General features: G+C 63.1%; 24 protein-coding genes and 1 tRNA gene. 12 read left to right on the top strand and 13 right to left on the bottom strand.

Translation table 11 applies throughout. The features are described 5' to 3' along the window. Positions 1-63: 63 nt before the first annotated feature. From AC0L2U_RS26815 to AC0L2U_RS26845, 7 genes are all read left to right on the top strand, one after another. Positions 64-612 carry a ubiquinol-cytochrome C chaperone family protein gene (locus AC0L2U_RS26815; RefSeq protein WP_128288395.1) on the top strand — a complete coding sequence of 183 codons (549 nt, stop codon included), beginning with the start codon at positions 64-66 and terminating at the stop codon, positions 610-612. After that, complete coding sequence (locus AC0L2U_RS26820; RefSeq protein WP_027162417.1) at positions 609-1,157, top strand: YceD family protein; 549 nt, start codon at positions 609-611, stop codon at positions 1,155-1,157. The genes AC0L2U_RS26815 and AC0L2U_RS26820 overlap by 4 nt, the downstream gene beginning before the upstream one ends. Positions 1,158-1,270: 113 nt before the next feature. After that, positions 1,271-2,341, top strand: coding sequence for a phosphate acyltransferase PlsX (gene plsX / locus AC0L2U_RS26825; RefSeq protein WP_127396161.1), 1,071 nt, complete (start codon positions 1,271-1,273; stop codon positions 2,339-2,341). Between the two features lie 9 nt (positions 2,342-2,350). Further along, positions 2,351-3,322 (top strand): beta-ketoacyl-ACP synthase III, encoded by a 972-nt coding sequence (locus tag AC0L2U_RS26830; RefSeq protein ID WP_127320649.1) that lies wholly within the window; start codon positions 2,351-2,353, stop codon positions 3,320-3,322. 103 nt (positions 3,323-3,425) lie between these two features. Beyond that, the gene (locus tag AC0L2U_RS26835; protein WP_013532231.1) at positions 3,426-3,749 is read left to right on the top strand and encodes an integration host factor subunit alpha; all 324 of its coding nucleotides are present in this window, start codon (positions 3,426-3,428) and stop codon (positions 3,747-3,749) included. A 125-nt stretch (positions 3,750-3,874) separates the two neighbouring features. After that, complete coding sequence (locus AC0L2U_RS26840; protein WP_027038390.1) at positions 3,875-4,414, top strand: MerR family transcriptional regulator; 540 nt, start codon at positions 3,875-3,877, stop codon at positions 4,412-4,414. Positions 4,415-4,569: 155 nt separating this feature from the next. Beyond that, positions 4,570-4,872: a hypothetical protein gene (locus tag AC0L2U_RS26845; protein ID WP_127270978.1), complete on the top strand. Its 303-nt coding sequence runs from the start codon at positions 4,570-4,572 to the stop codon at positions 4,870-4,872. Positions 4,873-5,215: 343 nt separating this feature from the next. Here AC0L2U_RS26845 and AC0L2U_RS26850 read toward each other — a convergent pair whose 3' ends face one another. Next, a complete protein-coding gene (locus tag AC0L2U_RS26850) occupies positions 5,216-5,407 on the bottom strand; it encodes a hypothetical protein (RefSeq protein ID WP_164781747.1) in 192 nt (63 codons plus the stop codon). Positions 5,408-5,607: 200 nt separating this feature from the next. After that, entirely contained in the window at positions 5,608-6,222 is a 615-nt protein-coding gene (locus tag AC0L2U_RS26855; protein ID WP_292630376.1) for a hypothetical protein, read from the bottom strand. A gap of 284 nt (positions 6,223-6,506) precedes the next feature. On the opposite strand from AC0L2U_RS26855, the gene AC0L2U_RS26860 reads away from it, so the two are divergent. Together AC0L2U_RS26860 and AC0L2U_RS26865 are read left to right on the top strand one after the other, a co-directional pair. Further along, positions 6,507-6,791, top strand: a complete 285-nt coding sequence (locus AC0L2U_RS26860) for a helix-turn-helix domain-containing protein (protein ID WP_127810696.1) — start codon at positions 6,507-6,509, stop codon at positions 6,789-6,791. Between the two features lie 187 nt (positions 6,792-6,978). Continuing rightward, the gene (locus tag AC0L2U_RS26865) at positions 6,979-7,440 is read left to right on the top strand and encodes a YbaK/EbsC family protein (RefSeq protein WP_292630378.1); all 462 of its coding nucleotides are present in this window, start codon (positions 6,979-6,981) and stop codon (positions 7,438-7,440) included. 116 nt (positions 7,441-7,556) lie between these two features. Here the strand turns inward: AC0L2U_RS26865 and AC0L2U_RS26870 are convergent. From AC0L2U_RS26870 to AC0L2U_RS26890, 5 genes are all read right to left on the bottom strand, one after another. Further along, positions 7,557-7,633 (bottom strand) — tRNA-Pro (locus AC0L2U_RS26870). A 56-nt stretch (positions 7,634-7,689) separates the two neighbouring features. Next, the gene (locus AC0L2U_RS26875; protein WP_127397444.1) at positions 7,690-8,958 is read right to left on the bottom strand and encodes an O-antigen ligase family protein; all 1,269 of its coding nucleotides are present in this window, start codon (positions 8,956-8,958) and stop codon (positions 7,690-7,692) included. Continuing rightward, positions 8,955-10,490, bottom strand: coding sequence for an undecaprenyl-phosphate glucose phosphotransferase (locus tag AC0L2U_RS26880; protein WP_127267065.1), 1,536 nt, complete (start codon positions 10,488-10,490; stop codon positions 8,955-8,957). Before AC0L2U_RS26880 ends, AC0L2U_RS26875 begins: the two co-directional genes overlap by 4 nt. A gap of 94 nt (positions 10,491-10,584) precedes the next feature. After that, entirely contained in the window at positions 10,585-11,715 is a 1,131-nt protein-coding gene (locus AC0L2U_RS26885) for a glycosyltransferase family 4 protein (protein WP_127810694.1), read from the bottom strand. Positions 11,716-11,725: 10 nt separating this feature from the next. Next, a complete protein-coding gene (locus AC0L2U_RS26890; RefSeq protein ID WP_128288401.1) occupies positions 11,726-12,289 on the bottom strand; it encodes a polysaccharide biosynthesis/export family protein in 564 nt (187 codons plus the stop codon). A gap of 260 nt (positions 12,290-12,549) precedes the next feature. Here AC0L2U_RS26890 and AC0L2U_RS26895 point away from each other — a divergent pair, with 260 nt between their 5' ends. Continuing rightward, the gene (locus AC0L2U_RS26895; protein WP_127810693.1) at positions 12,550-14,820 is read left to right on the top strand and encodes a GumC family protein; all 2,271 of its coding nucleotides are present in this window, start codon (positions 12,550-12,552) and stop codon (positions 14,818-14,820) included. Between the two features lie 46 nt (positions 14,821-14,866). Here the strand turns inward: AC0L2U_RS26895 and AC0L2U_RS26900 are convergent, their stop codons facing one another. Continuing rightward, positions 14,867-15,703 carry a GNAT family N-acetyltransferase gene (locus tag AC0L2U_RS26900; protein ID WP_473602884.1) on the bottom strand — a complete coding sequence of 279 codons (837 nt, stop codon included), beginning with the start codon at positions 15,701-15,703 and terminating at the stop codon, positions 14,867-14,869. Positions 15,704-15,707: 4 nt separating this feature from the next. Further along, entirely contained in the window at positions 15,708-16,931 is a 1,224-nt protein-coding gene (locus tag AC0L2U_RS26905; RefSeq protein ID WP_127397782.1) for a GNAT family N-acetyltransferase, read from the bottom strand. A 91-nt stretch (positions 16,932-17,022) separates the two neighbouring features. Between AC0L2U_RS26905 and AC0L2U_RS26910 the strand changes: the two genes are divergently transcribed. Further along, positions 17,023-18,081: a polysaccharide deacetylase family protein gene (locus tag AC0L2U_RS26910; protein WP_128288403.1), complete on the top strand. Its 1,059-nt coding sequence runs from the start codon at positions 17,023-17,025 to the stop codon at positions 18,079-18,081. Positions 18,082-18,096: 15 nt separating this feature from the next. On the opposite strand, the gene AC0L2U_RS26915 is transcribed toward AC0L2U_RS26910, so the two are convergent. Next, the gene (locus AC0L2U_RS26915; RefSeq protein WP_023810263.1) at positions 18,097-18,312 is read right to left on the bottom strand and encodes a DUF2842 domain-containing protein; all 216 of its coding nucleotides are present in this window, start codon (positions 18,310-18,312) and stop codon (positions 18,097-18,099) included. A 198-nt stretch (positions 18,313-18,510) separates the two neighbouring features. On the opposite strand from AC0L2U_RS26915, the gene AC0L2U_RS26920 reads away from it, so the two are divergent. Next, positions 18,511-19,602, top strand: coding sequence for a COX15/CtaA family protein (locus AC0L2U_RS26920; RefSeq protein WP_127810689.1), 1,092 nt, complete (start codon positions 18,511-18,513; stop codon positions 19,600-19,602). Between the two features lie 27 nt (positions 19,603-19,629). Here the strand turns inward: AC0L2U_RS26920 and AC0L2U_RS26925 are convergent, their stop codons facing one another. Genes AC0L2U_RS26925 through speB form a run of 3 tightly spaced genes read right to left on the bottom strand, consistent with a single transcriptional unit; the run spans position 19,630 to position 22,433 of the window. Beyond that, the gene (locus tag AC0L2U_RS26925) at positions 19,630-20,472 is read right to left on the bottom strand and encodes an aminoglycoside phosphotransferase family protein (protein WP_473602892.1); all 843 of its coding nucleotides are present in this window, start codon (positions 20,470-20,472) and stop codon (positions 19,630-19,632) included. After that, positions 20,469-21,395, bottom strand: coding sequence for an N-acetyl-gamma-glutamyl-phosphate reductase (argC, locus tag AC0L2U_RS26930; protein WP_127810687.1), 927 nt, complete (start codon positions 21,393-21,395; stop codon positions 20,469-20,471). The genes AC0L2U_RS26925 and argC overlap by 4 nt, the downstream gene beginning before the upstream one ends. 30 nt (positions 21,396-21,425) lie before the next feature. Continuing rightward, complete coding sequence (gene speB, locus AC0L2U_RS26935) at positions 21,426-22,433, bottom strand: agmatinase (protein WP_127810686.1); 1,008 nt, start codon at positions 22,431-22,433, stop codon at positions 21,426-21,428. Positions 22,434-22,447 lie beyond the last annotated feature (14 nt).

Genomic DNA, 22,447 nt, shown 5'->3' on the forward strand with positions numbered 1-22,447 from the left:
ACCAGCTTGCTTGCCGATGCAACAAGCCCACTTCAACAAACGGTCCCCAGGAGACCATCCCCAATGTTCCAGCGCTTTTTTGGCCGCGAACGCTACGCCAACCGCGCTATCACCGAGGCGCTTTACGCACAAATCGTGGCGGCGGCGCGGCAGACTGTGTTTTATTCCCACTGGAATGTGCCAGATACGCCGCTTGGCCGTTTCGAGATGCTGTCGCTGCACATGTTCCTGTTCCAGCACAGGTTGCGCGGGGAGAGCGGTGCGGCGCAGGAGGTCGCCCAGGTGCTGATCGACGAGTTCTTCCTTGACGTCGACCATTCGTTGCGGGAATTGGGCATTGGCGACGTTGGCGTGCCCAAACGCATGAAAAAGCTGGCAAAGATGTTTTATGGCCGAACCGCTGCCTATGACGATGCCCTGGAAAGAAACGACCATGAAGGGCTGACCGCGGCTCTTGCCCGCAATGTCCGGCCCGACGCGGGCGCCTGGGCGGAAGCATCGCTGCTGGCCAACTATGTTACCGACGCGCGCAGTCATCTGGCCGCGCAGCCATCCGAATCGATTGTCTCCGGCACGCTGACCTTTCCCGCCGCCAAGGAGGTTGAACAATGAAGCATGTTGACCCGCAAAGCCCGGTCTCCTTCCGCGCCAACATTACGCGCCTGCCGCAGAAGGGCCTGCCGCTGGTTATCGAGGCCGATGCCGCACAGCGTGCGGCACTGGCCGAGGAGCACGGGCTGATTTCGGTCGAATCCTATCGCGCCGAGCTTCTGGTGGCGTCGTGGAAGCGCAATGGCGTGAAGATCAGCGGCCGCGTCGAGGCCGACATCACTCAGGCCTGCATCGTCACGCTCGAGCCTGTCGAAGCGCATATCGACGAACCGGTCGAAGCGCTGCTGCTGCCCGAGGATTCCAAGCTCGGTCGGCAGGGCTTCGATGGTGGCGGCGAGATCCTGCTCGATGCGGAAGGCCCTGACAGTCCAGAGACATTTTCCGGTGACACGATCGATGTCGGGGCACTCGCCGAACAGTATTTCGGGCTCGCCATCGACCCCTATCCGCGTAAGCAGGGCGCATCGCTCAATGCCGGCAGCGAGACCGAACCGGCGGAGAATGAATTTCAGCAAAAACTGCGATCCTTGCTGGGAAAATCCTGAAAAGCTCGCCCGCGACGGAAAAGTCGGTTGTGCGGCAGCCCAAAACCGTTATTTTCGCCGAACCTTCGCGGTCGCTCAAGCGACCTGCCGCCTAACCGTGAGATAAATACCGCGTGATCAGGATTTCCATCGATGCCATGGGCGGCGATCACGGACCAGCCGTGGTCATACCAGCGCTCATGACGGTCGCGACCCGTCGTCCCGACGTCCGCTTCGTCATCTTCGGGCGTGAGGAAGTCGTGCGCCCCGAACTTGCCAAATTTCCCAAGCTCGCCGAGATCAGCGAATTCTTCCATTGCGAAGTTGCGGTCAGGATGGACGACAAGCCGAGCCAGGCGCTGCGCCACGGCCGCTGGAAGTCATCGATGTGGAAGGCCGTCGAAGCGGTCAAGGCCGGCACGGCCGACGCCTGCATTTCCGCCGGCAACACCGGCGCGCTGATGGCGATGTCGAAATTTTGCCTGCGCACCATGGCCACCATCGATCGCCCGGCGATTGCAGCCCTTTGGCCGACATTGCGCGGCGAAAGCGTGGTGCTGGACGTCGGCGCGACCATTGGGGCCGATGCGCAACAGCTCATTGATTTTGCCATTCTCGGCACCGGCATGGCGCGCTCGGTCTTCGGCATAGCCCGGCCCAGCGTCGGCCTGCTCAATGTCGGCGTCGAGGAGATCAAGGGCCAGGAAGAGGTCAAGGAGGCCGGGCGCATGCTGCGCGAAGCCAACATGGCCTCGATGAACTATCACGGTTTCGTCGAGGGTGACGATATCGGCAAGGGCGTGGTCGACGTCGTCGTCACCGAAGGCTTTGCCGGCAACATCGCGCTGAAGACGGCGGAAGGCACGGTGCGCCAGATCGGTGGCTATCTGCGCGCGGCGATGAGCCGGACTCTGATGGCCAGGATCGGCTACATCTTCGCCAAGGGCGCCTTCGATCGCCTGCGCGAAAAGATGGATGTCGGCCGCTCCAACGGCGGCGTTTTCCTGGGGTTGAGCGGCATCGTCGTCAAAAGCCATGGCGGTGCTGATTCTGACGGGTTCGCCGCCGCGATCGAACTCGGCTATGACATGGTCCGCAACAACCTCCTCGACCGCATCGAGGCCGATCTGGACCTGTTTCATGCGCGCAACCCGCGTGCCCTGTCATCTAGGAAATCCGACGTCGTCACCGACGCAAAGGAATAGGAAAGAACTTTGATCAGATCAGTCGTGCGCGGCACGGGCGCCGCGCTGCCCCGCCGAATCATGAAGAATGCCGATTTCGAAGGCATGGTCGAGACCTCCGACGAGTGGATCGCCCAGCGTACCGGTATTCGCCAGCGCCATATCGCTGGTGACGACGAGACCACGGCTTCGCTGGGGGAAGCAGCGGCACGTGCCGCACTTGCCAATGCGGGCCTCACGCCCGCCGACATCGATCTGATCGTGCTGGCGACCTCGACGCCCAACAACACGTTCCCGGCCACTGCCGTCGAGATCCAGAACCGGCTCGGCATGCATCACGGCTTTGCCTTCGACCTGCAGGCGGTCTGTTCGGGCTTCGTCTATGCCGTGACCACCGCCGATCTCTACATCCGCGGCGGCCTGGCCAAGCGTGTCCTGGTGATCGGTTCGGAAACATTCTCGCGCATCCTCGACTGGAGCGACCGCTCGACCTGTGTGCTGTTCGGCGACGGCGCCGGTGCCATGATCCTGGAAGCAGGCGAGGGGACGGGCGCGATCGCCGACCATGGCGTTCTGGCGGCCAGCCTGCGCTCCGACGGCACGCACAAGGACAAGCTTTTCGTCGACGGCGGGCCGTCGACCACGGGTACGGTCGGCCACCTCCGGATGGAGGGCCGCGAAGTCTTCAAGCACGCGGTCGGCATGATCACCGATGTCATCGAGGCGACGTTCGCGCAAGCCGGTATCTCGGCCGATGATCTCGACTGGTTCGTGCCCCACCAGGCCAATAAACGAATTATTGACGCTTCCGCCAAGAAGCTCGGGATAGCTGAGCAAAAGGTGGTGGTTACGGTCGATTTGCACGGTAACACCTCGGCTGCTTCCGTGCCGTTGGCGCTGTCGGTGGCCGTCGCCGACGGCCGCATCAAGAAGGGCGATCTCGTCCTCCTGGAAGCGATGGGTGGCGGCTTCACCTGGGGCGCTGTCCTGGTTCGCTGGTAAGTGCCGAACGGTCCAGTTTCGGTCCTTGACCTTGACGGATCAATTACTTAGGCTCTGCCGTTGTTGTGCCGAATTTTATGTTTTGAGCTGATGGGACGGTCGCATGGGGGGAAAGACACTTACGCGCGCCGACCTTGCCGAGGCAGTTTACCGGAAGGTCGGCCTGTCGCGCACTGAATCGGCCGAACTCGTCGAAGCGGTGCTGGATGAAATCTGCGAAGCCATCGTGCGCGGCGAAACGGTGAAGCTGTCGTCCTTCGCGACATTCCACGTCCGCTCCAAGAACGAACGCATCGGCCGCAATCCCAAGACCGGCGAGGAAGTGCCGATCCTGCCGCGTCGGGTGATGACCTTCAAGTCGTCGAATGTGCTGAAGAGCCGTATCTTGCGCTCCCATCAGAGCGGCAAGGCCAAAAGCGGCAAGTAGTCCTACTGCGCGGTTGAAAACCGTCGCCGCCATGACGCCGGGCTTGAATATTGCTTCATAAACCGCTGAAATAAGCCCCGATTCGGCAGGTAGGCCGGATCATCGTCCAGCGTGAGGATTCGCCCATGGACAAGAGCCCCGACGCCTTTCGTACCATCAGCGAGGTCGCCGAAGATCTCGATCTGCCGCAGCATGTGCTGCGCTTCTGGGAAACGCGTTTCAACCAGATCAAGCCGATGAAGCGCGGCGGCGGCCGTCGTTACTACCGGCCGCAGGATGTCGAGCTGATCAAGGGCATCCGCCACATGCTCTACGACCAGGGCTACACAATCAAGGGCGTGCAGAAGCTGTTGCGCGAGAACGGCAACCATTTCCTGGTTGCCATCGGCAATGGCGACATGGCCGCCGTAGAGGCGATCTCGCAGCGAAAGCAGGCTGACCAAGTGCCGCTGACGCCGGCGGCTCAGCCGCGCGGCATGGACGACGAACTGGTTGGCCAGCCGCGGGTGAAGCCCAGCCGCCGCTTTTTCGGCCTGGGCAAGAGCGACGAGGACGGTCCGGTGCAGCCGGATGCATCGAAACTCTCGCGCGACAACAGGGCCTTGCTGCAGGAGGCGCTGTTCGACCTCCTGGAATGCAAGCGCCTGCTTGACCAGGTGCGCTAGAGCAATTCTAGGAAAAGTGTGAAGCGGTTTTCCGTCTAGAATTGCGTAAAAACAAAGAGATAAAGCGGCCCGACGCGACATCGATAGTTCGAAAGCCGGAACCCGTCTTCCGGTGAGGCGTTACGCTTCCTTCTGCAAGTGAAGGAAACATACCAATGGCATCATTTTCGACCCTCTCCGACATCGATCTCGACAGGCAGGTCGCGGCTCTTACCAAGGAACTGGCCAGCTTGAAGAGGGCCGTGGCAAGGCGAGGCGGCGCGTATTACGAGGACGGTCGCGATGCCGCGCTGGACACCTATTCCGATCTCGCCGGGCGCCTGCGCGACGCCATGCCGGCAATCCGTAAACAGGGCAGGGTGATCGAGAGGTCGGCCCGCGACCATCCGGCGGCTGCCGCGGCGGTGGGCCTTGTGGTGCTCGGTCTTGTCGCCAGTCTGCTGTTCAGCCGGCGCTGAATTCTAGAACCCAAATCCCGGGGATACGAGCAGGAGAAGTGACGGCTCGCCTCAAGGTGATCCGTCATTTTCCTTGCGGTCGGCTATGTCTGTTGTCGCTGGAGGCGCCTCGCATCTCTGTGCCGCCGGCGCAATGCGATTGGGCGAGCCGCCAGAGCCGCTCGATTTCGCTGGCGAATGCCGGATTGGTCGTGGTGCCATACCAGCGCCGGGATAGACGACGACGTCGCGGCGTGGATTTGCGTGAATTGTTGATCCAGTCCGAGATCGAGCCTCGCGGGGCGGAGTAGCCGGCCTTGGACAGGAAGCCAAGGCCGGTCTTCTCGGTGGCAGTCTGCGGTGCTTAGGCCTTGTTTCCGATCACATGGTGGTGGTGGCGGTGATGATGGTGGTGGCGGACATGGTGGCGGTGATGATGGTGGTGACGATGATGCTTGGCCATCGGGGCCGCATCCGCGCTCGTCGCGCCGATGACGGGCACCGTGAAAGCCAATGCAACTGCAAGCCCGAGGGCCGAGAGGAGGGACTTCTTCATGGATGGTTTCCTTTTGTTTCGCGGGCGCATATGGATCGAGGCGATAGCCCGGCCGCCGCGAATGGAATTACGCGCCTGAATTTTTTCGTCAGTATTTCCCGATTGTAGAATTTTGTTTCTGGACTGTTTCTGCCCAATCCAGCCTCCCGCCACCATGCACGGCAAGATCGAGAGAGACGGCCATTGGGCCGCCTGTTCGACTACATCGGTGGCACGACGCCGTTGGTTCCGACCACGACGCGGCTGGCGCTCAGCGCGCCGTCGCTGCCCCGCTCAGCGGTGACGAAGACCGTCGCACTCGGCTTGAGGTTGGTAGGCGTCGCCGGCGCGAAGGTCACGACGGGCGTGGTGTCGGGGATCGAGATCTTCTTGGTCTGGCCATTGTCATAGGTCAGGGTGACGGATCGCCCGCTTATATCGGTAACGTCGGCGACGGTGCCGTTGGTCATCCGGCTGTTTGGCTGCAGGTCCCAGGGACGGTCGCCCTCGCCAGTGCCTTTCAGCGCGGCCGGAAAGACCACCACCTCCAGGGCGCCGCTGCCGCCATCCGCTTTCGAAACAGAGGCAATGCCGAGGAAATCGCCCTGCTTGATATCCTTTGCCGAGGCGTTGGCGACGCCCGAGATCTTCCAGCCAGCCTTGAGCTTGATCGCATCGGTATCGCCCTGGCGCGTTTTCACGGTGAGCAGCGTGGGCTCGAAACTGACCACCGTGCCGCGCACACGCAGCGCGTCTGCGGCCTGGGCGGCGCCCGCGCCGGCGACGGAAAGGCTGGAAATCGTGCCGAGCACGACCATGACTGTCTTCAGGTTCATTGCAAAAAATCCTTCCGGGAACGAGCCGGCTGGAACCGGATGGTTTCACGCCAGCGACCCGGAGATAACGAACGAGCGCGGCGAAACTGCCGGCAAAAGGCTGATCGGACCTTCAAAACAACTTGATCGCGACGTGTGCGCGAGAGGGCCGCGCCAGGCACCTGGTTCACGATCCCGTGACGGCCCTTTTGGCTCTTGGCAAATCGCCGGCGAGAGGGCATCTTCCCGACCGTCTCAGGCAACACTCCTCATTTGATCAAACTCTTTCAGTCATGGAGTTGCCAATGCCCCATAATGCGAAAAGCGAAGCCCACTCCGAACCGGCAACCAACGGAAGCGGGCCAAATTACAATACCCTCAGAGCGATGCGGGAGACCCGCGGTTACAGCGTGGAAGAGCTCTCCCTGACATGCGGCCTGGCGGTGGACGAGATTGAGGATATCGAAAGCGGCAGAGTGACCGACCCGTCGAAGCTGCGTCGTATTGTGTCCGCGCTTCACCTTCCCCAGGAGGCTCTGATCACCCCGGCTGCGCCGACGCCGGCGGCGCAAGGCCGATCGCTGGCGTAGATCCGCACCACGCATTCCAGAGAACCCGCCAAGGCTCCTTGGCGGGTTTCTTTGTACCTGCCGCAGCGTCTGCTTCAGCCTGGGGCTTGCCGATCCGTCTATCGCACGTGCTTATACGCGCGGCGGCCCCCGGCTGCCGAACCGCAATCTGCCGTCCATCAAGCTTTTTGAGCCATGGGTTTTCGATATGAGCCTGGAATCCGTTCGTGCCTTCTTCGCCGCCCACGCGCCCGACATCGACGTCATCGTCACGCGGGCGAGCTCGGCGACGGTGATGTTGGCGGCCGAGGCGCATGGCGTGCTGCCGGCCCAGATCGCCAAGACGATCTGCCTGCGCGTCGGCGACCGCGCCATGCTGGTGGTGACCAGCGGCATCGCCAGGCTGGACAACCGTAAGTTCAAGGACCAGTTCGGCGGCAAGCCGCGCATGCTCGACGCCGCCGAAGTTGTCGAAGCGACCAGCCATCCGGTCGGCGGCGTCTGCCCGTTCGGCCTGCCGGCGCCGCTGCCGGTCTATTTCGACGTATCGCTGCGCGAGTTTGAAGAGGTGGTGCCTGCGGCAGGCGCCACCAACGCCGCGGTGCGGATTGCGCCGCAGCGCATGGTTGAGATTACCGGCGCTGAGTGGGTGGATGTGTGCCAGAGGTAGCATTAGCACCAAGCCGGAGCTCAAGCGCACAGGACATGGTGCCCCGATCCGAGATTTGGCCGGACTGACCGGGGCATCTGGAGGGGCGGACTTCGGGGGAAAGTCCTGCTTTGAATTGGTCGGAGTGGCCGGATTCGAACCGACGACCCCTTGACCCCCAGTCAAGTGCGCTACCGGGCTGCGCTACACTCCGGACCGGTCGCGATGTATCGTGATAACCCCGTGCGGGTCAACCGAATTCCGCGACTTTTATACCGCTGCGATTGCCGGTGCCGGCGAGCCCTGCAAGGCAGGCCGCAACAGCCGTTGGTGCCTGTATTCCAGCGCGATGGCGCCCCAGATCAGGCCGAGCAGCAGGTAGACATGGCGCCAGTGGTCGATGTCGATGAAGGTGCCGAGCCCGATATTGCCGATGAAGGCGACATAGGCACACAGGAGATAGGGCTGCCACGGCCGGTCGCGCAGCAGGATGCGGAAGCCGGCTGCTATCGTCCATAAGACGAGCGCCAGGAACGACACGAAGCCGAGCCAGCCATAATCCATCAGCATCTTCAGCCAGATGTCGTGGGTGTCTTCGCCGAAGATCGTGCCGAAGACCAGCGGGCCGATGCCGAACGGATGCTCCATCGCCATCTGGAAGCCGATCCCGTAGCGGGCGAAGCGGCCGAGGCGGGCGGTGTCGTAGCTCTGTTCGAGCTGGGCACGGTTGGAGAACATCTCCGACACGCCGGGCAGCTGCAGGATGACGATGATGGCGATGACCAGCAGCGCCAGTGCTGCAATCGTCATCACCACCACACGCAGCCGGAACTTGCCGCTGGCGCTCTGCAGGAACAGGCAGCCGGTGAGCAGGACGGCCGAGACGGTGAACATGCCCCAGGCGCCGCGCGAGAAGGAGAAGAAGATGCCGGCGGTGATGATCAGCAGCGGCACCGCCAGCAGCGGCATGCGTGTCGCCGGTCCGGTCAAAAGCAGATAGAGTAGATAGATGCCGGGCAGCACCAGGAACGGGCCGAACACGTTCGGGTCCTGGAAGGCGCCGGCGGCGCGATCGTATTTGGTGAACATCTCCGCGCCCGGAAAGGCATGGAAATAGCCTGCAATGCCAAGCAGCGAGGTGGCCACGGCCGAGACCACATAGGCAATGAAGATCAGCCGGTATAGGCTCGGTTGTACGGCGGTGATCGATGCGAAGAACACCGCGCTGAAGGCGAGAAACAGCGACACGGCGAGATAGAGCGGCGTGTTGGCGAGGTCCGCCATCTGCGTCATGGAGATCATGCCGCCGATGTTCATCATCACCAGTAGCACCAGCAGCGGCGTGGCCGCGCGGGAAATCCTCAGGCCGAAAAGCGCCCAGATGGCGATCAGGCCGGCCATGTAGAGCTCATAGGGCGCCGGCTCGCTGATGACGAAGCCCGACAGCAGAATGCCGAGGAAGACCGCGCCCGACGAAATCAGCGCGACCAGCTTGGCGTTGACCGCCGCGCGCGGCAGATCATGGCTGATCGCACTCAATAGGCGTTTTCCGTATTGAGCAGCCGGAGCGGCGTCAGGAACAGGATCCGCAAATCGAACAGCAGCGACCAGTTCTCGATGTAGTAGAGATCATACTCGGTCCGCATGCGGATCTTCTCGTTGGTGTCCATCTCGCCGCGCCAGCCATTGATCTGCGCCCAGCCGGTGACGCCGGGCTTGACCTTGTGGCGGGCGAAATAGCCGTCGACCACCTCGTTGTAGAGCAGGTTGTGCGACTGCGCGGCGATGGCATGCGGACGCGGGCCGACCAGCGACAGCGAACCGAGCAGCGAGTTGAAGAACTGCGGCAGCTCGTCTATCGAGGTCTTGCGGATGAAGCGGCCGACGCGGGTGACGCGAGGATCGTTCTTGGTCACCGTCTGCTTGGCGGTCGGGTCGGCCTTGTCCGTATACATCGAGCGGAACTTGTAGACCTCGATGATCTCGTTGTTGAAGCCGTGCCGCTTCTGATGGAACAGCACCGGACCCTTGCTGTCGAGCTTGATGGCGATGGCGGTCGCCAGCATGACCGGCGAGAACACGACGATGCCGATCAGGCTGAAGACGATGTCGAAGGCGCGTTTGGCGACCGAATCCCAGTCGTTGATCGGCTTGTCGAAGATGTCGAGCATCGGCACCGCGCCGATGTAGGAATAGGCGCGCGGGCGAAATTGCAGCGCGTTGGAATGTGCCGATAGCCGGATGTCGACCGGCAGCACCCACAGCTTCTTCAGCAGCTGCAGAACGCGCGATTCGGCGGTCAGCGGCAGCGATACGATCAGCATGTCGATGCGGGCGATGCGGGCGAACTCGATCAGTTCCGAAATGGTGCCGAGCTTGGGGTAGCCGGCGACGATGGGCGGCGAGCGCTTGTCGCCGCGATCGTCGAAGATGCCGCAGATGCGGATATCGTTGTAGGGCTGCTTTTCGACCGAGCGGATCAGGATTTCCGCCGCCTTGCCGCCGCCGACGATGACGGCGCGCCGCTCCATGCGGCCATCGCGCGCCCAGGCCCGGATCAGCTTCGACATCACCAGCCTGAGGCCGAAGATGAGAACGAAGCCGATGACGAACCAACTGCCGAACAATAGGCGCGAATAGTCCTGCGACATCTTCATGACGAATGCCGTCAGCGCCATCAGGGCGAATGTGCCGGCCCAGACCAGCAGCACGCGGCCGAAATTGGCGATGGGCCGCATCAGGGCGACGATCTGGTAGCAGTCGGTGACGTCGAGCAGCACCACGGCAAGGAACGAGCCGGCTGCGATCGTCACCGGATATTGCCAGGCGAGATAATTGAAGAAACCGACATAGTGGAAATAGACGGCGAGCCCGGACAGGAACAGCAAGCCGAATTCGACCATGCGCAGGACACCGCTGACCATGATCGGTGACATCGTATCGCGCCGGTACTGCGAGGCGACCTGGCGGGCGACATCGTTCATGCCGCTTGGCGTGTCGCCATCGGCCGGGCCGTCGAATTTACGCACCGCCTCTGCTGAAAAGCGGCGCGCGGGGTCGATCTCGTTCATGAGGGCTTTCCGCAAACTTCCCCACGGTCATAGCAAAAGAGAGCTAAGAAACCCTTGAAACAACGTATGGCTTTGGAACGGCTTGGCCCTGTGCCTACCTGTCGAGCGCTGCGAAATAGGCCTTCTCGATGTCGGCGGCCATCACATCGGCGCCGAAGCGTGCCTTGAGGTTGGCGCTATCGGGCATCAGGTCGCGATAGGCGACCGGGTCGGCCAGCGCCTGGCTCATCCTGTCGGCGAGCTCGATCGGGTCAGGTCGGATCAGGGCAGGGGAACCGGTGTCGAATATCTCCGGGATGCCGCCGACCGCGGTTGCGATCATCGGCTTTCCCGCGGCAAGCGTTTCCAGGACGATATAGGGCATGGCTTCGGCGCGCGAGGGAACGATGATAAGCGCGGCAAGGGCAAAGGCCTCCCTGGCCGGCATCGGCGGCAGAAAGCGGACATGGCGCTCGAGCCCGAGGCGTTTCACTTGCCCGTGGTAACGCAGAAGGTCGTCGCCGTCGCCGACCATCACCGCCGTCAGCGCGCGGCCGAACCGTGGGCCGGCAAGGGCCAATGCGTCGATGAAGATATCCGGTCCCTTCAGGTCGCGCATCATGCCGATATAAAGCAGGTCGGCTGCGTCGGGCTCGGTGATCACCGGCTCGAATTCAGTGGCGCGCAGGCCGTTATAGACGAGGGTGTTGGGAATGGGAGGCTCGCCAACCTTGTGGCGATAGGTCCGCCGCTCATAGTCCGAGACAAACAGCAGATAGTCGGTGAAGCGAGCCATGAATCGCTCGAGCGCGAAGAACAGCTTTCCGATGACCGTGCTCTCGTCATAGTGGAGCGAGCCGCCATGCGGCGAATAAAGGCGGGCTACGCGAGACCTTGATACCCGCAACAATGAGCCGAACAGACGGGCATAGGCGCCACCCTTGGCGCCGTGCCCATGCAGTACGTCCGGCCGCAATTCCTTGATGATCCTGTATGTGCGCCAAGCCGAGGCAAGGTCGCCGGGACCGACATGGCGCTGCATCGGCGTGCGATGAATGCCGAGCGCCAGCATGCCCTTCATCTGCTCGAACAAATGTTCCTCGAACGCGCCGCCCGTCGTCGAATCGCAGACGATGCCGACCGAATGCCCGGCGGCGACCTGCGCCTCGGCCAGGTCGCGCACATGCCGGAAAATTCCTCCGACGGGTGAGCGAAAGCAATGGACGATCCTGAGCCTGTCCGCCACTTGGTATCTGTCAGAACAGACGTTCGCGGACGTAGACCGTATCGCCCGGCAGCAGCGGGTCGGAGGTGACCACGCGGCCGGTCATCACCTTGCCGTTGATGTCGCGGGTGATGTCGACGCTTTCCTGGTTGGCGCGCGCCGTGAAGCCGCCGGCAATGGCGATTGCCTTCTGCACCGTCAGGCCGGGAACATAGGAATATTGGCCGGCGGCACCCACTTCGCCCATCACGAAGATCGGCCGGTAGCGGTCGATCTCGACCGAAACGTCGGGATCGCGCAGATAGCCTTGCCGCAATTTGTCGGCGATCTCCTTTTCCATCTGCTGCGCGGTGTGGCCGCGCGCCGGTATGGCGCCGACAAGCGGGAAGGAGAGATAGCCGGATTGATCGACACTGTAGGTGTTGGTCAGCCCGTCCTGCTCGAACACGGTCACGCGGACGCGGTCGCCGGCGCCAAGACGGTAGGGCTGATCGAGCACCTCATGGAAGGCGGCCGGCGTCGGCCGGTAGCTGGAACAGCCAGCCAGCATCGATACGGCAAGCAGCGCGCGAAACAGGGAAGCAGTGCTTTTCATGACCGGACAAGTACCTTCGACTGGGCCGCTGCGGCGTCGCAGCAAACATCAGGGATCGAGGCCCGTTATCATCCTGTTAGGGTTAATGGCCGGTAAAGGGAGCGGCCGACGCGTGGCGCATCGGCAAGAGTTTTTGTGATTCTTGGCGGTTTTGTTTGCCGCCCGCCAGTAAACCCTAACGGAAACTTACCACGATCTTAACGGCTGAGTTACCATAGTTGTTTACGGTGCGTGCTGACCCAGTATCGGAGTAGGGATGCATGTCCGTTCAGTCCGCGGCCGCAGATGTCGATGTCGATCTCAGGCAGCTCTTCGCCAGCCTGGCGAGGAACTGGCTGCGTATAGTCCTCGTCGTCCTGTTGGCAACCGGGCTGGCCTTTGCTTTCGCCTCGCTGGCAACCCGGCACTACAAGGCCGAGACGCAGGTGGAGATCGCGCCGCGCGAATCCATCTACACGCGGCCGGCCAGCAACAACAACGACACCGACAAGCCTATCCTCGACGAACAGGGCGTCGCCACCCAGGTCCAGATCATTTCCTCCAACGAAATCCTCAAGCAGGTCTCGCAAAAGCTTGGTCTGGAAAAACTGCCCGAGTTCAATGAAGCGCTCGACATGTCGGCGCTGAGCCGCGCTCTGGTCCTGGTCGGCCTGAAAAGCGACCCGATGGAAATTCCGACGGAAGAGCGCGTGCTCAAGAAAATGCACGAGAAGCTCAACGTCTATGGCGTCGAGAAGACCCGCATCATTGCCATCGAATTCTCATCGGAAGATCCCAAGCTCGCGGCCGCCGTACCGGACGCCATCGCCGCCGCCTATATAGCGGGGCAAGGGGCGGCCAAGCTCGAATCGAACAGCGCCGCGGCAGACTTCCTGGCGCCCGAGATCGCCGACCTGCAGCGGCAGGTCAAGGATGCCGAGGCGAAGGTCGCCGCCTATCGCGCCCAGTCCGATCTTTTGATGGGTGGCAACAATTCGGTGCTGGCCACCCAGCAGCTTTCGGAACTGTCGAGCGAACTGTCGAAAGTGCGCGCCAACCGCGCCGCGGCCGAAGCGACCGCCGACGGCGTGCGCAGGGCGCTGCAGAATGGCGGTTCGCTGGATGCTGTGCCGGAGGTTCTGTCGTCGGACCTGATCCAGCGCTTGCGTGAGCGACAGGTCGAATTGCGCTCCAACATCGCCGATCTGTCGACGACACTGCTAGGCAACCATCCGCGCATTCGCGCGCTGAAATCGCAACTGTCCGATCTCGACGCACAGATCCGCAGCGAGGCCCAGAAGATCATGAAAGGCCTGTTGATGCAGGCCGAGACGGCAAAGGCCCGCGAGAACCAGCTTGTCGCAGACGTCAACACATTGAAAGCCGCTTCGGCGCAGGCCGGCGAACAACAGGTCGATCTCGACGCACTGCAGCGCGACGCGACCGCCAAGCGACAGCAACTCGAGCTGTACCTGACCAACTACCGCGAAGCCGCTTCGCGCCAGGATCGCAACTATCTGCCGGTCGACGCGCGGATCGCCTCGAAGGCTTCGGTTCCCTCCGAGGCCTATTTCCCGAAGGTCGGGCCGATCGTCGGCGCGGCTTTCGCCGCATCGCTGCTGATCATGGCGATCGTGACGCTTCTGCGGGAGCTGTTTTCAGGCCGCGCGATGCGGCCGGCGAGCGGTTCCCGTTTCGAACGGATCGATGAGGTCGCGATGCCCCAGGTGGCGCAGGCGCCGGTCGCCAAGCCATTTGTCCGCCACGAGCCTGCCGTCCTGCAGGACCCCTTGGTTGGCCAGGAGCTGCCTGAACGTGCGGATGAAACAGATGCGGAGCCCTATGCCGCCGGAATGCCGGCCATGGCCGAGGCACCGGATGTGGTCGCAATGCCCGATACGACGGCGACAGAGCAGACGGCTGTCGAGCCCGAACCGGCGCGTTCCACCCTGGGCGAGATCGATATCGAGAAGGCTGCCGAAAAGCTGATCTCCAGCGGTGCGGCGCGCGCCATATTCGTCTCGCCGGAAGGCGACGAGGCGGCTGCATCCGCGATCCTGGTGGCGCGCGAGGTCGCCGACGCCGGGCTGCGCGTGCTGTTGCTGGACCTCACCGCGTCGGGGGCCGCCTCGCGGCCGATGCTGGACAGCGGGCTTTTCCCCGGCATCACCAACCTGCTCGCTTCGGAAGCGCAGTTCAGTGACGTCATCCATGCCGATCTCTATTCGGACTGTCACGTCATCCCGGTCGGAACCGCCGATCCGGTTCGTGCCATGCGTGCCGCCGACCGGCTGCCGATCATCATGCAGTCGCTGACGACAGCCTACGACCTGGTCGTGGTCGAGTGCGGACCGGCCGACGCGCAAGGCATCGGCCGCCTGACCGGCGATGCCACCGAGGTCTTTCTCTCCATGCTGGAGGCCGACGATGAGGTGACGCAGGCTGCGGTCAAGCTGATCGAGAACGGCTACCCCGACCTCACGCTGGTGACGCCGCTCGGCCACGAACCGCCCGGCAATCCGGTGCCGGGAAGGCGCACTGCCGCTGCCTGAGGGGAGCCCCGGATCGCCGGCGGGGCCGTTCTGCGGTTCGCCCGATCTATCCCAGTTCAAGCGTCGTTACGCCGAACACCCTTCGCAGGTCCAATTCCGGGGCAGGACCCTTGTACATGCGCGTGGTGGTGAAGGTCGGCGCAAAGCCGGCCGCATCGAGCGCAGTTATGAAGCCGGCGTTATCGGCGGGGACGTCGATGTGCATCTCGCCGCCCTCGCAGGCACCGGCCAGTCCCTCCAGGAGTTGCAAAGCGATTTCTATATCGTCGGCAAACAGCGGGCCGATCTTGAAGCCGGATCGACAGCTGCGCGCCACGCCAAAACCGGTCGCGCCGCGCGAATTGATCGCCGCCAACCCATGATGCGGCTCCTGCAGCCATCGCTTCAGAAAGGTGCCTCGGGGCGCCGGAAAACAATGGGCGTCATAGGCGACGATGCCGGACAGGAGCTGCGTCGTAATCATCCGCAACCCATCGGCCCTGACCGGCTGGCCTGCCATGCGCCCGGTGAAGCGGATGGTCTCATAGGCCGGCGCGAAGCCCTTGCGCCGGTAATTGGCCTGCTGCTCGGCGACGCCGTCGAGGCCGACAGTCCGGCCCGAGAGCCTTTTCATGCCGGCGTCCCACACGGCCTTGCCGTAGCTCATGCCGCGCATGTCAGGCCGGCAGATGTAGAGGCCGATGAAACCGAATTCGCTTCCATAGGCCACGGCCGAAATTGCCGCGACCATGTCGTCGCCGACAAAGGCGCCGATGAAGCTTTCGGGGTCCGCGGCCTGGAACATCGCCGGGTCTTCATGACCTGGGTTCCAGCCTTCCGCGGCCGCCCAGTCGACGAGAAGCGCCAGTTCCTGCAGGGACAGTGTGCGGATGATCGGCTTCATGGCGTCAGCTATCTTCTTCCGCGGGCGCTGCCTGGCCGGCGGCTTTGCGGCGCAGCACTTTGGTCAGCTTCCAGATCGTCGGGCTGTTCTTGACGAAGGCCTTCAGCCGTGCGCCTTGCCGAAGCGTCAGCGCCAGCATGCGGCCCTTCACGGTCAAGGGGACCAGCACTTCGAAATGCCGCGTTTCGATATCGCACCACAGCCGCTTGTAAGGCTCATCTCCGACCGAAAAGTCATAGACCTCGAAACCGGTCTCGCAGGCTTCCTGGATGTTGTCGAAGAACAGGAAGTCGCCGGGGCTGGCGTGCCCAAGATCGTCCTCGGCGATCGCTCCGAATTCGCAGATCAGGCGTTTGCCCAAGCGGCTTGAACCGGTGATGGCGCGCAGCTTGCCGGCAACCTCGAGCCCGTGCAGCACGAAGGAAGGCCTGTCCTCGGCAAGCGCCTGCATGAACAGCGCGCGGAAGAAGCCGCGTACCTGTGCGTCGCCAAAAACATTGGCGATGCCCATCTTGCGGAAGCGGAGTTCCTTCATCTCGAAGAAGGCGTCGAGCAGTCTGCCCACCTCGTCGGGGGTGCGGGCCCCGATGCGCCGATAGCTGCCTACGGCCTCGAATTTCCGGATCTGCGACCGGTGCTTCTTGCGTTTGCGTTTGCCGCTGGCGCGGGAAAGCAGCGCATCGAAGCCGCCGGCGAGATCGACGGCCAGCGACAGGTTGGGGCTGGAAAAATGCTCAAGCGATGCGAGCGGATTGGCGACGCCGTCGAGATCGGGCAGCAACCTCTCGAGCGCGACCAGATCGATGTCCGGGCGTGCCTTGGCGATGGCCGCCAGCACCGATCGGAGGGCCGGTATATCCGCTTTGGCCAGCCAGTTCGGGTCCGCGGCGACGAAGTTGCCGTTGGCGTGGCGCCCACCCATGAAGCGGGCGATCCGGAACGGCCCCCTGGCGGCAACCTCCAGCGCCAGCGAGAAAACCGGTTTGCCCTCGGCACTCAGCGTCGCGACGAGCAGGTCCGGTCGTGTCTCGGCCGCCCAGTTCTGGACCCAGGCAGCACTCTGCGCCGGCCCAAACAGAGCCGAGCGGCAGAACGCGGCATAGGCCGCGAGTCCGTCCGTGGACGCCACTGAAATCGACAGGCCGGCATGGTCCCGTGGCAAGGGGCGCGACGATGCCTCGGTGGCCGCAAGCCGATTGCCGTCAAATGACGCGGTTGCGTCAACCATACCTCAATCCTTAAGACGTATTGATCGCGATTTGGGGGTTCGCATAGGCGCATTCCGTGCTTGGATCAGCCTAGGCGCAAAAGGTGAATGAATGATCGACGGCGGGGAGGCAATCCGGAAACTGGCGCTGAACGTCGCCCGCTATACCGGCCTTGCACCGCTGGCCAAGCCGTTCATCGGCGGCATTGGCGCCATCCTGATGCTGCACCGTGTTACCGCGACGCCGGAAAAGCCGGACAGCGTCAACCGGCATCTGAATATCGCGCCCGGCTTCCTTGACGCCATGATCGCGGACATGAAGGCGCATGGCTATGCCTTCGTCTCCATGGACGAAGCCGTTGAGCGCATCAAAGCAGGCGGCAAGGGCGGTCAGTTTGCCACGATCACCGCCGACGACGCCTATCGCGACAACATGACCGAGGCGCTGCCGGTGCTGGAGAAGCATGGCGCGCCAATCACCATCTATGTCGCGCCCGGGCTGATCAACGGCACCGCCGACCTGTGGTGGGATGTGGTCGAGGACATCGTCAACGCGCGCGATATCCTCACGCTGACGCGGCCGAATGGTCCGCTGACGATCGATTGCTCGACCCCCGCGAAAAAGCTGCAGGCCAATGCACGCCTGCACGCCTATCTCACCTCCGAAATCCGCGAGGAGGACCTGCAGGCCGTGTTGCGTGACCTGGCTCGCGCAAACGGCATCGACGCCGACGGCCCACGCTTGCGCACATTGATGAGCTGGGATGAAATCCGTCGCATCGCCGCGCATCCGCTGGTGACGATCGGCGCCCATACGATCAACCACAGCAATCTGAAGCGGCTCTCAGAAGCCGATGCCCGGCACGAGGTTGGCGACGTGCGCGCCATGTTGCAGGCCGAACTGGGCGAAATGCCCCGCCATTTCGCTTATCCCTATGGCTATGCCAGCGCTGTCGGCTGCCGCGAGGTCGGCTTTGCCCGCGACGCAGGCTATACCTCCGCCGTGACGACGCGCCACGGCGTGCTGCGCGCCGAGCATGCCGGGTTCCTGCACGCCTTGCCGCGCATTTCCGTCAACGGCCGCTACCAGAGCCTCGCCCACATCCGCACCATGCTGTCGGGCGTGACGACGCCGCTCGCCAACGCCGGCAAGATGGTCGTCACCATCTGACGCTGGCGGTTTCGCCTATCGCTTGGCCCTCGGCTCCAGCATCAGCCATTTGATGATGCCCATTGCCGGCAGCACCCAGAGCAGGCCGCTGAGCAGGAAGAACAGGAAATGCACCCACGGACCCGACTCCGACAGCCGGGCGACCGCGAAGATCGATGCGACCAGCGCATAGACGATGACCAGCGCGACCAGCAGAAACATTCCGATCAGCTTTTTCAGGCGCAGGGGCATGGCTGGTCTCCTGATCGAGCATGCCGGAATTCGCACAAGAGGCCTGGCAGGCTCAAGGGGTATCGGCCTCGCATAGGCCTTGAGGCGAGACTGTGCAACCGGTGAGACGCGGCGCGACGGCGTGCCGCGCCGTATGGTCTTGCCAGCACGGGTGCGATGGTCCACCAATCCGCCAAATCAACCTGCCGGGACAAGATCATGGCTGCCATATCAGCTGCCGCGCCATACGTCGCCCGCGACCGCGACCTGCATAACCGGGCGCTGCTGCGCGGCTGGCTCTATGTGGTGCTTCTGGTGCTGTTTGCGCTGGTGCTGGTCGGCGGCGCCACAAGGCTCACCGATTCCGGCCTGTCGATTACGCAGTGGAAGCCGATCCATGGCGTGATCCCGCCGCTCAACGATGCCGAGTGGCAAGAGGAATTCCAGCTCTACCAGCAGATCCCGCAATATGCCGAGCTCAACAAGGGCATGAGCATCGAGGCGTTCAAGTCGATCTTCTGGTGGGAATGGGCGCACCGCATCCTGGCGCGCAGCGTCGGCCTGGTCTTTGCCCTGCCGCTGCTGTTCTTCTGGGCGACGCGCCGCATCGAACGCGGCCTGGGAGCGAAGCTGGTGGGCATTCTCCTGCTCGGCGGCCTGCAAGGCGCCATCGGCTGGTGGATGGTGGCTTCAGGATTGGTCGACCGGGTCTCCGTCAGCCAGTACCGGCTGGCGACCCACCTGACACTCGCCGCGCTGATCTTCACCGCCACCATGGTGGTCGCGCGAGGATTGGCGCCGCATTCCGAACCCGCCGCCGATCGGTCGACGCAGAGGCTGGCCGGGTTCATCGTGCTGCTGGCGCTGATCCAGATCTATCTCGGCGGCCTGGTCGCCGGGCTCGACGCGGGCTTAAGCTACAACACCTGGCCGTTGATGGACGGCAAGATCATCCCTGGCGATCTGCTGATCCTCGAGCCGGCGTGGCGCAACTTCTTCGAGAGCCCGAAGACGGTGCAGTTCGTCCATCGGTTTGGCGCCTACACGGTATTCGTCGTGGTATTGTGGCACATGATCGCCACGCGCCGGCGGCTGCCTGAAACAACGCATGCGCGGCGCGCGACGCTGCTGTTTCTACTGGTGCTGGTCCAAGCTTCGATCGGCATCGGCACGCTGCTGATGCATGTGCCGCTGCATATGGCGCTGACCCATCAGGGATTTGCGCTGATCGTGCTGGGTTTTGCCGCCGCACACTGGCGCGGCACCAAGGGCGCCTATCCCTTGCCGGCGGGAATAGCGCTCAGGGGCTGATCTTGGAGCTGATCTACCGGGTCCGGATCAGAAGCTTGCCCGTACCGCCCGGATCGCCTTGACGACCGACAATTCGCGGTTCTCCTCGACCGCATTGTCGTCCTCATGATGCCAGGATGCCGAAAGGCAGCCATAGGCGATGGCATGATCAAGGATAGCGGCCGGTGTCTGGCCCAGAGTGTTGGCAAAGATCCCGGCCATACCAGCGATCCGCTCGGGGTCGAGGCAGAGATCGTCCCGCTCGAGCGGGTTGTAGAACATGTTCGCCGCATCGAAGCCGGGGTCGCCGAGCACGCCCTTCGGATCGATAGCCAGCCAGCCGCGCGGTCCGTGCAGGATGTTCTCGTGATGCAGGTCGCCATGCAGTGGCCTGATATCGTGCGGATCGGTCAGCAGCCGGTCGGCAATAGTGGCGGCCTCGACATAGAGGCCGTCATGGCCGGCGTCGCGATCGGCATTCGCCTTGTTGAACAGGCTGGCGAAGCGTTCCCGGAGCGGCTGAAGTTCGGGCGGGAAGGGGTCTTTCCCCTGTGAAAACAGCTTCGCCATCACCTCGGCCGCAATTGCGGTCGCTACAAAGTCGCCCTGTTCGTCGAGAACTTGCTGAAGCAGCGTTTCACCGGCATATTCCAGCAGCATGCTGTGGCTGTCGCGGCCGAGCAGGCGCACCGCGCCTTCGCCGCGCCGCCAGGCGAGATAATGCTCGCCGCGCAACTCGTCGGCGACGTCGTCGAAAGGCTTGAGCGCCTTGACGATCGCCGGCGACCCGTCTTCGCGCAAAACCTTCCAGATGCGGCTCGAAAAGGTCTCGGCAATGAGTTCGGGCGCGCTGACTTTCCAGCGCGCCGGAAAGGCTGGCGCGTCCATCAGAGGCCGAGCATCAGGTCCATGTTCTGCACGGCGGCACCCGAGGCACCCTTGCCAAGATTGTCATAGACCGCCAGCAGCAGGGCCTGCGCCCGTTTGTCATTGGCAAAGACATAGACCTTCATCCGGTTGGTGCCGTTGTAGACCTCGGGATTGATCTCCGGCATGCGCTCCGAATGCGCATAGGGCGCCACTTCGACCACGCCGCCCTTGATGGCGGCGAAATGGTCGGCAATCGCCGCATGCAGCTCCGCACCGGTCGGCACATGGTCGAGGCTGCCAAGCTGCAACGGCACCACGGTGATCATGCCTTGCGCGAAATTGCCGACCGCCGGCTGCATGATCGGATCATGCGACAGCCTGGCATAGGCCCTCAATTCCGGCACGTGCTTGTGCTGAAGCGTGAGGCCGTAGGGCAGGAATTCCGAGGCTTCCTCGCCCTTGGCGACATAGTCCTCGATCATCGGCCGTCCGCCGCCCGAATAGCCCGAAATGCCGTTGACGGTGATCGGGAAATCCGCCGGCAGCAGGCCTGACGTGACCAGCGGCCGTAGCGTGGCGATCGGTCCCTGCGGCCAGCAGCCTGGATTGGCGACGCGTTTTGCCGAGGCGATCGCCTTTGCCTGGTCCTTGTCCATCTCGGCGAAACCATACGCCCAGCCTTCCGCCACGCGATGCGCGGTCGACGCATCGATGACCTTGGTGGTGTCGTTGGCGATCAGCGAGACGCTTTCTTTCGCCGCGTCGTCAGGCAGGCACAGGATCGCGACATCGGCGGCGTTGAGAAACTCGGCGCGCGCCGCCGTTTCCTTGCGGCGTTCGGTCGGGATGGAAATGATCTCCAGATCAATGCGCTCGGCAAGCAGCGCCCTGATCTGCAGGCCGGTGGTGCCGTGTTCGCCGTCGATGAAGATTTTCGGTTTCATGGGTTGATCAAATTCCCTGATATTTCAAGATCATATGCCCTGACCTTGAATCACTGCGGCACCATTGTGGTTGCCGTTGTTCAACTCTTCAAGCCGGGCCTTTCGCTCAGCCAGCAGGCCGAGATATTGCATGGCCACCATCGAGCCGGCGATCGCCGTTATATCGGCGTGATCATAGGCCGGCGCAACCTCTACGATGTCGGCACCGACAATATCGATCTGGTTGAGTTGGCGCAGCGTCGACAGGATCTTCGCCGAGGACGGCCCGCCGGCAACTGGCGTGCCTGTGCCAGGCGCGTAGGCCGGATCGAGGCAGTCGATGTCGAAGGTGAGGTAGGTCTTCTTGCCGCCGGTGCGGTCGACGATGGCGTAGGCGATATCGGACGCCCGCATCTCCTCGATTTCATGGCCATGGAGGATCTTGATGCCGAACGTGTCGGGTGCATGGGTGCGGATGCCGATCTGGATCGAGCGGTCGGGGTCGATGATGCCTTCCTTGACGGCGCGGCCGACGAAGGATCCGTGGTCGATGCGCTTGCCGTCGTCCGGCCAGGTGTCCTGATGGGCGTCGAACTGCACCAAGGCGAGCGGACCATGGATGGCGGCATGCGCCTTGAGCAGCGGCCAGGTGACGAAATGATCGCCGCCGAGCGTCAGCAGGAAGGCGCCGGATTTCAGGATCTTGGCCGCTTCACGTTCGATCGTGCCGGGTGTCTTCTGGTGATTGCCCGAATCGAGCAGGCAATCGCCATAGTCGACCACCGCCAGATGCTCGAACAAATCGCGTGAGAACGGATATTGCGGGTCGTTATCGAGGATCGCCGAGGCGCGGCGGATCGCCTGCGGCCCGAAGCGGGCGCCCGGCCGGTTGGTGACGGCGGCATCGAAGGGAATACCCCACACCACCGCGTCCGCGCCCTTCACGTCTTTTGTGTATTTGCGGCGCATGAACGACAGCGCGCCGGAATAGGTCGGCTCGAACGCGGCGCCCGTTTTGGAACGGGCGGTGAAGGCGTTGTCGATGTTGTTGTTCGCCATTACGAATCCTCGTT

The sequence above is a fragment of the Mesorhizobium sp. WSM4808 genome, from assembly GCF_055811675.1.

Excerpts from the sequence above, each read along its gene's own strand:
- AC0L2U_RS26815 (WP_128288395.1), top strand. The coding sequence starts at position 64 with ATGTTCCAGCGCTTTTTTGGCCGCGAACGCTACGCCAACCGCGCTATC.
- AC0L2U_RS26820 (WP_027162417.1), top strand. The coding sequence starts at position 609 with ATGAAGCATGTTGACCCGCAAAGCCCGGTCTCCTTCCGCGCCAACATT.
- AC0L2U_RS26835 (WP_013532231.1), top strand. The coding sequence starts at position 3,426 with ATGGGGGGAAAGACACTTACGCGCGCCGACCTTGCCGAGGCAGTTTAC.
- AC0L2U_RS26840 (WP_027038390.1), top strand. The coding sequence starts at position 3,875 with ATGGACAAGAGCCCCGACGCCTTTCGTACCATCAGCGAGGTCGCCGAA.
- AC0L2U_RS26845 (WP_127270978.1), top strand. The coding sequence starts at position 4,570 with ATGGCATCATTTTCGACCCTCTCCGACATCGATCTCGACAGGCAGGTC.
- AC0L2U_RS26850 (WP_164781747.1), bottom strand. The coding sequence starts at position 5,407 with ATGAAGAAGTCCCTCCTCTCGGCCCTCGGGCTTGCAGTTGCATTGGCT.
- AC0L2U_RS26855 (WP_292630376.1), bottom strand. The coding sequence starts at position 6,222 with ATGAACCTGAAGACAGTCATGGTCGTGCTCGGCACGATTTCCAGCCTT.
- AC0L2U_RS26860 (WP_127810696.1), top strand. The coding sequence starts at position 6,507 with ATGCCCCATAATGCGAAAAGCGAAGCCCACTCCGAACCGGCAACCAAC.
- AC0L2U_RS26865 (WP_292630378.1), top strand. The coding sequence starts at position 6,979 with ATGAGCCTGGAATCCGTTCGTGCCTTCTTCGCCGCCCACGCGCCCGAC.
- AC0L2U_RS26880 (WP_127267065.1), bottom strand. The coding sequence starts at position 10,490 with ATGAACGAGATCGACCCCGCGCGCCGCTTTTCAGCAGAGGCGGTGCGT.
- AC0L2U_RS26890 (WP_128288401.1), bottom strand. The coding sequence starts at position 12,289 with ATGAAAAGCACTGCTTCCCTGTTTCGCGCGCTGCTTGCCGTATCGATG.
- AC0L2U_RS26895 (WP_127810693.1), top strand. The coding sequence starts at position 12,550 with ATGTCCGTTCAGTCCGCGGCCGCAGATGTCGATGTCGATCTCAGGCAG.
- AC0L2U_RS26900 (WP_473602884.1), bottom strand. The coding sequence starts at position 15,703 with ATGAAGCCGATCATCCGCACACTGTCCCTGCAGGAACTGGCGCTTCTC.
- AC0L2U_RS26905 (WP_127397782.1), bottom strand. The coding sequence starts at position 16,931 with ATGGTTGACGCAACCGCGTCATTTGACGGCAATCGGCTTGCGGCCACC.
- AC0L2U_RS26910 (WP_128288403.1), top strand. The coding sequence starts at position 17,023 with ATGATCGACGGCGGGGAGGCAATCCGGAAACTGGCGCTGAACGTCGCC.
- AC0L2U_RS26915 (WP_023810263.1), bottom strand. The coding sequence starts at position 18,312 with ATGCCCCTGCGCCTGAAAAAGCTGATCGGAATGTTTCTGCTGGTCGCG.
- AC0L2U_RS26920 (WP_127810689.1), top strand. The coding sequence starts at position 18,511 with ATGGCTGCCATATCAGCTGCCGCGCCATACGTCGCCCGCGACCGCGAC.
- argC (WP_127810687.1), bottom strand. The coding sequence starts at position 21,395 with ATGAAACCGAAAATCTTCATCGACGGCGAACACGGCACCACCGGCCTG.
- speB (WP_127810686.1), bottom strand. The coding sequence starts at position 22,433 with ATGGCGAACAACAACATCGACAACGCCTTCACCGCCCGTTCCAAAACG.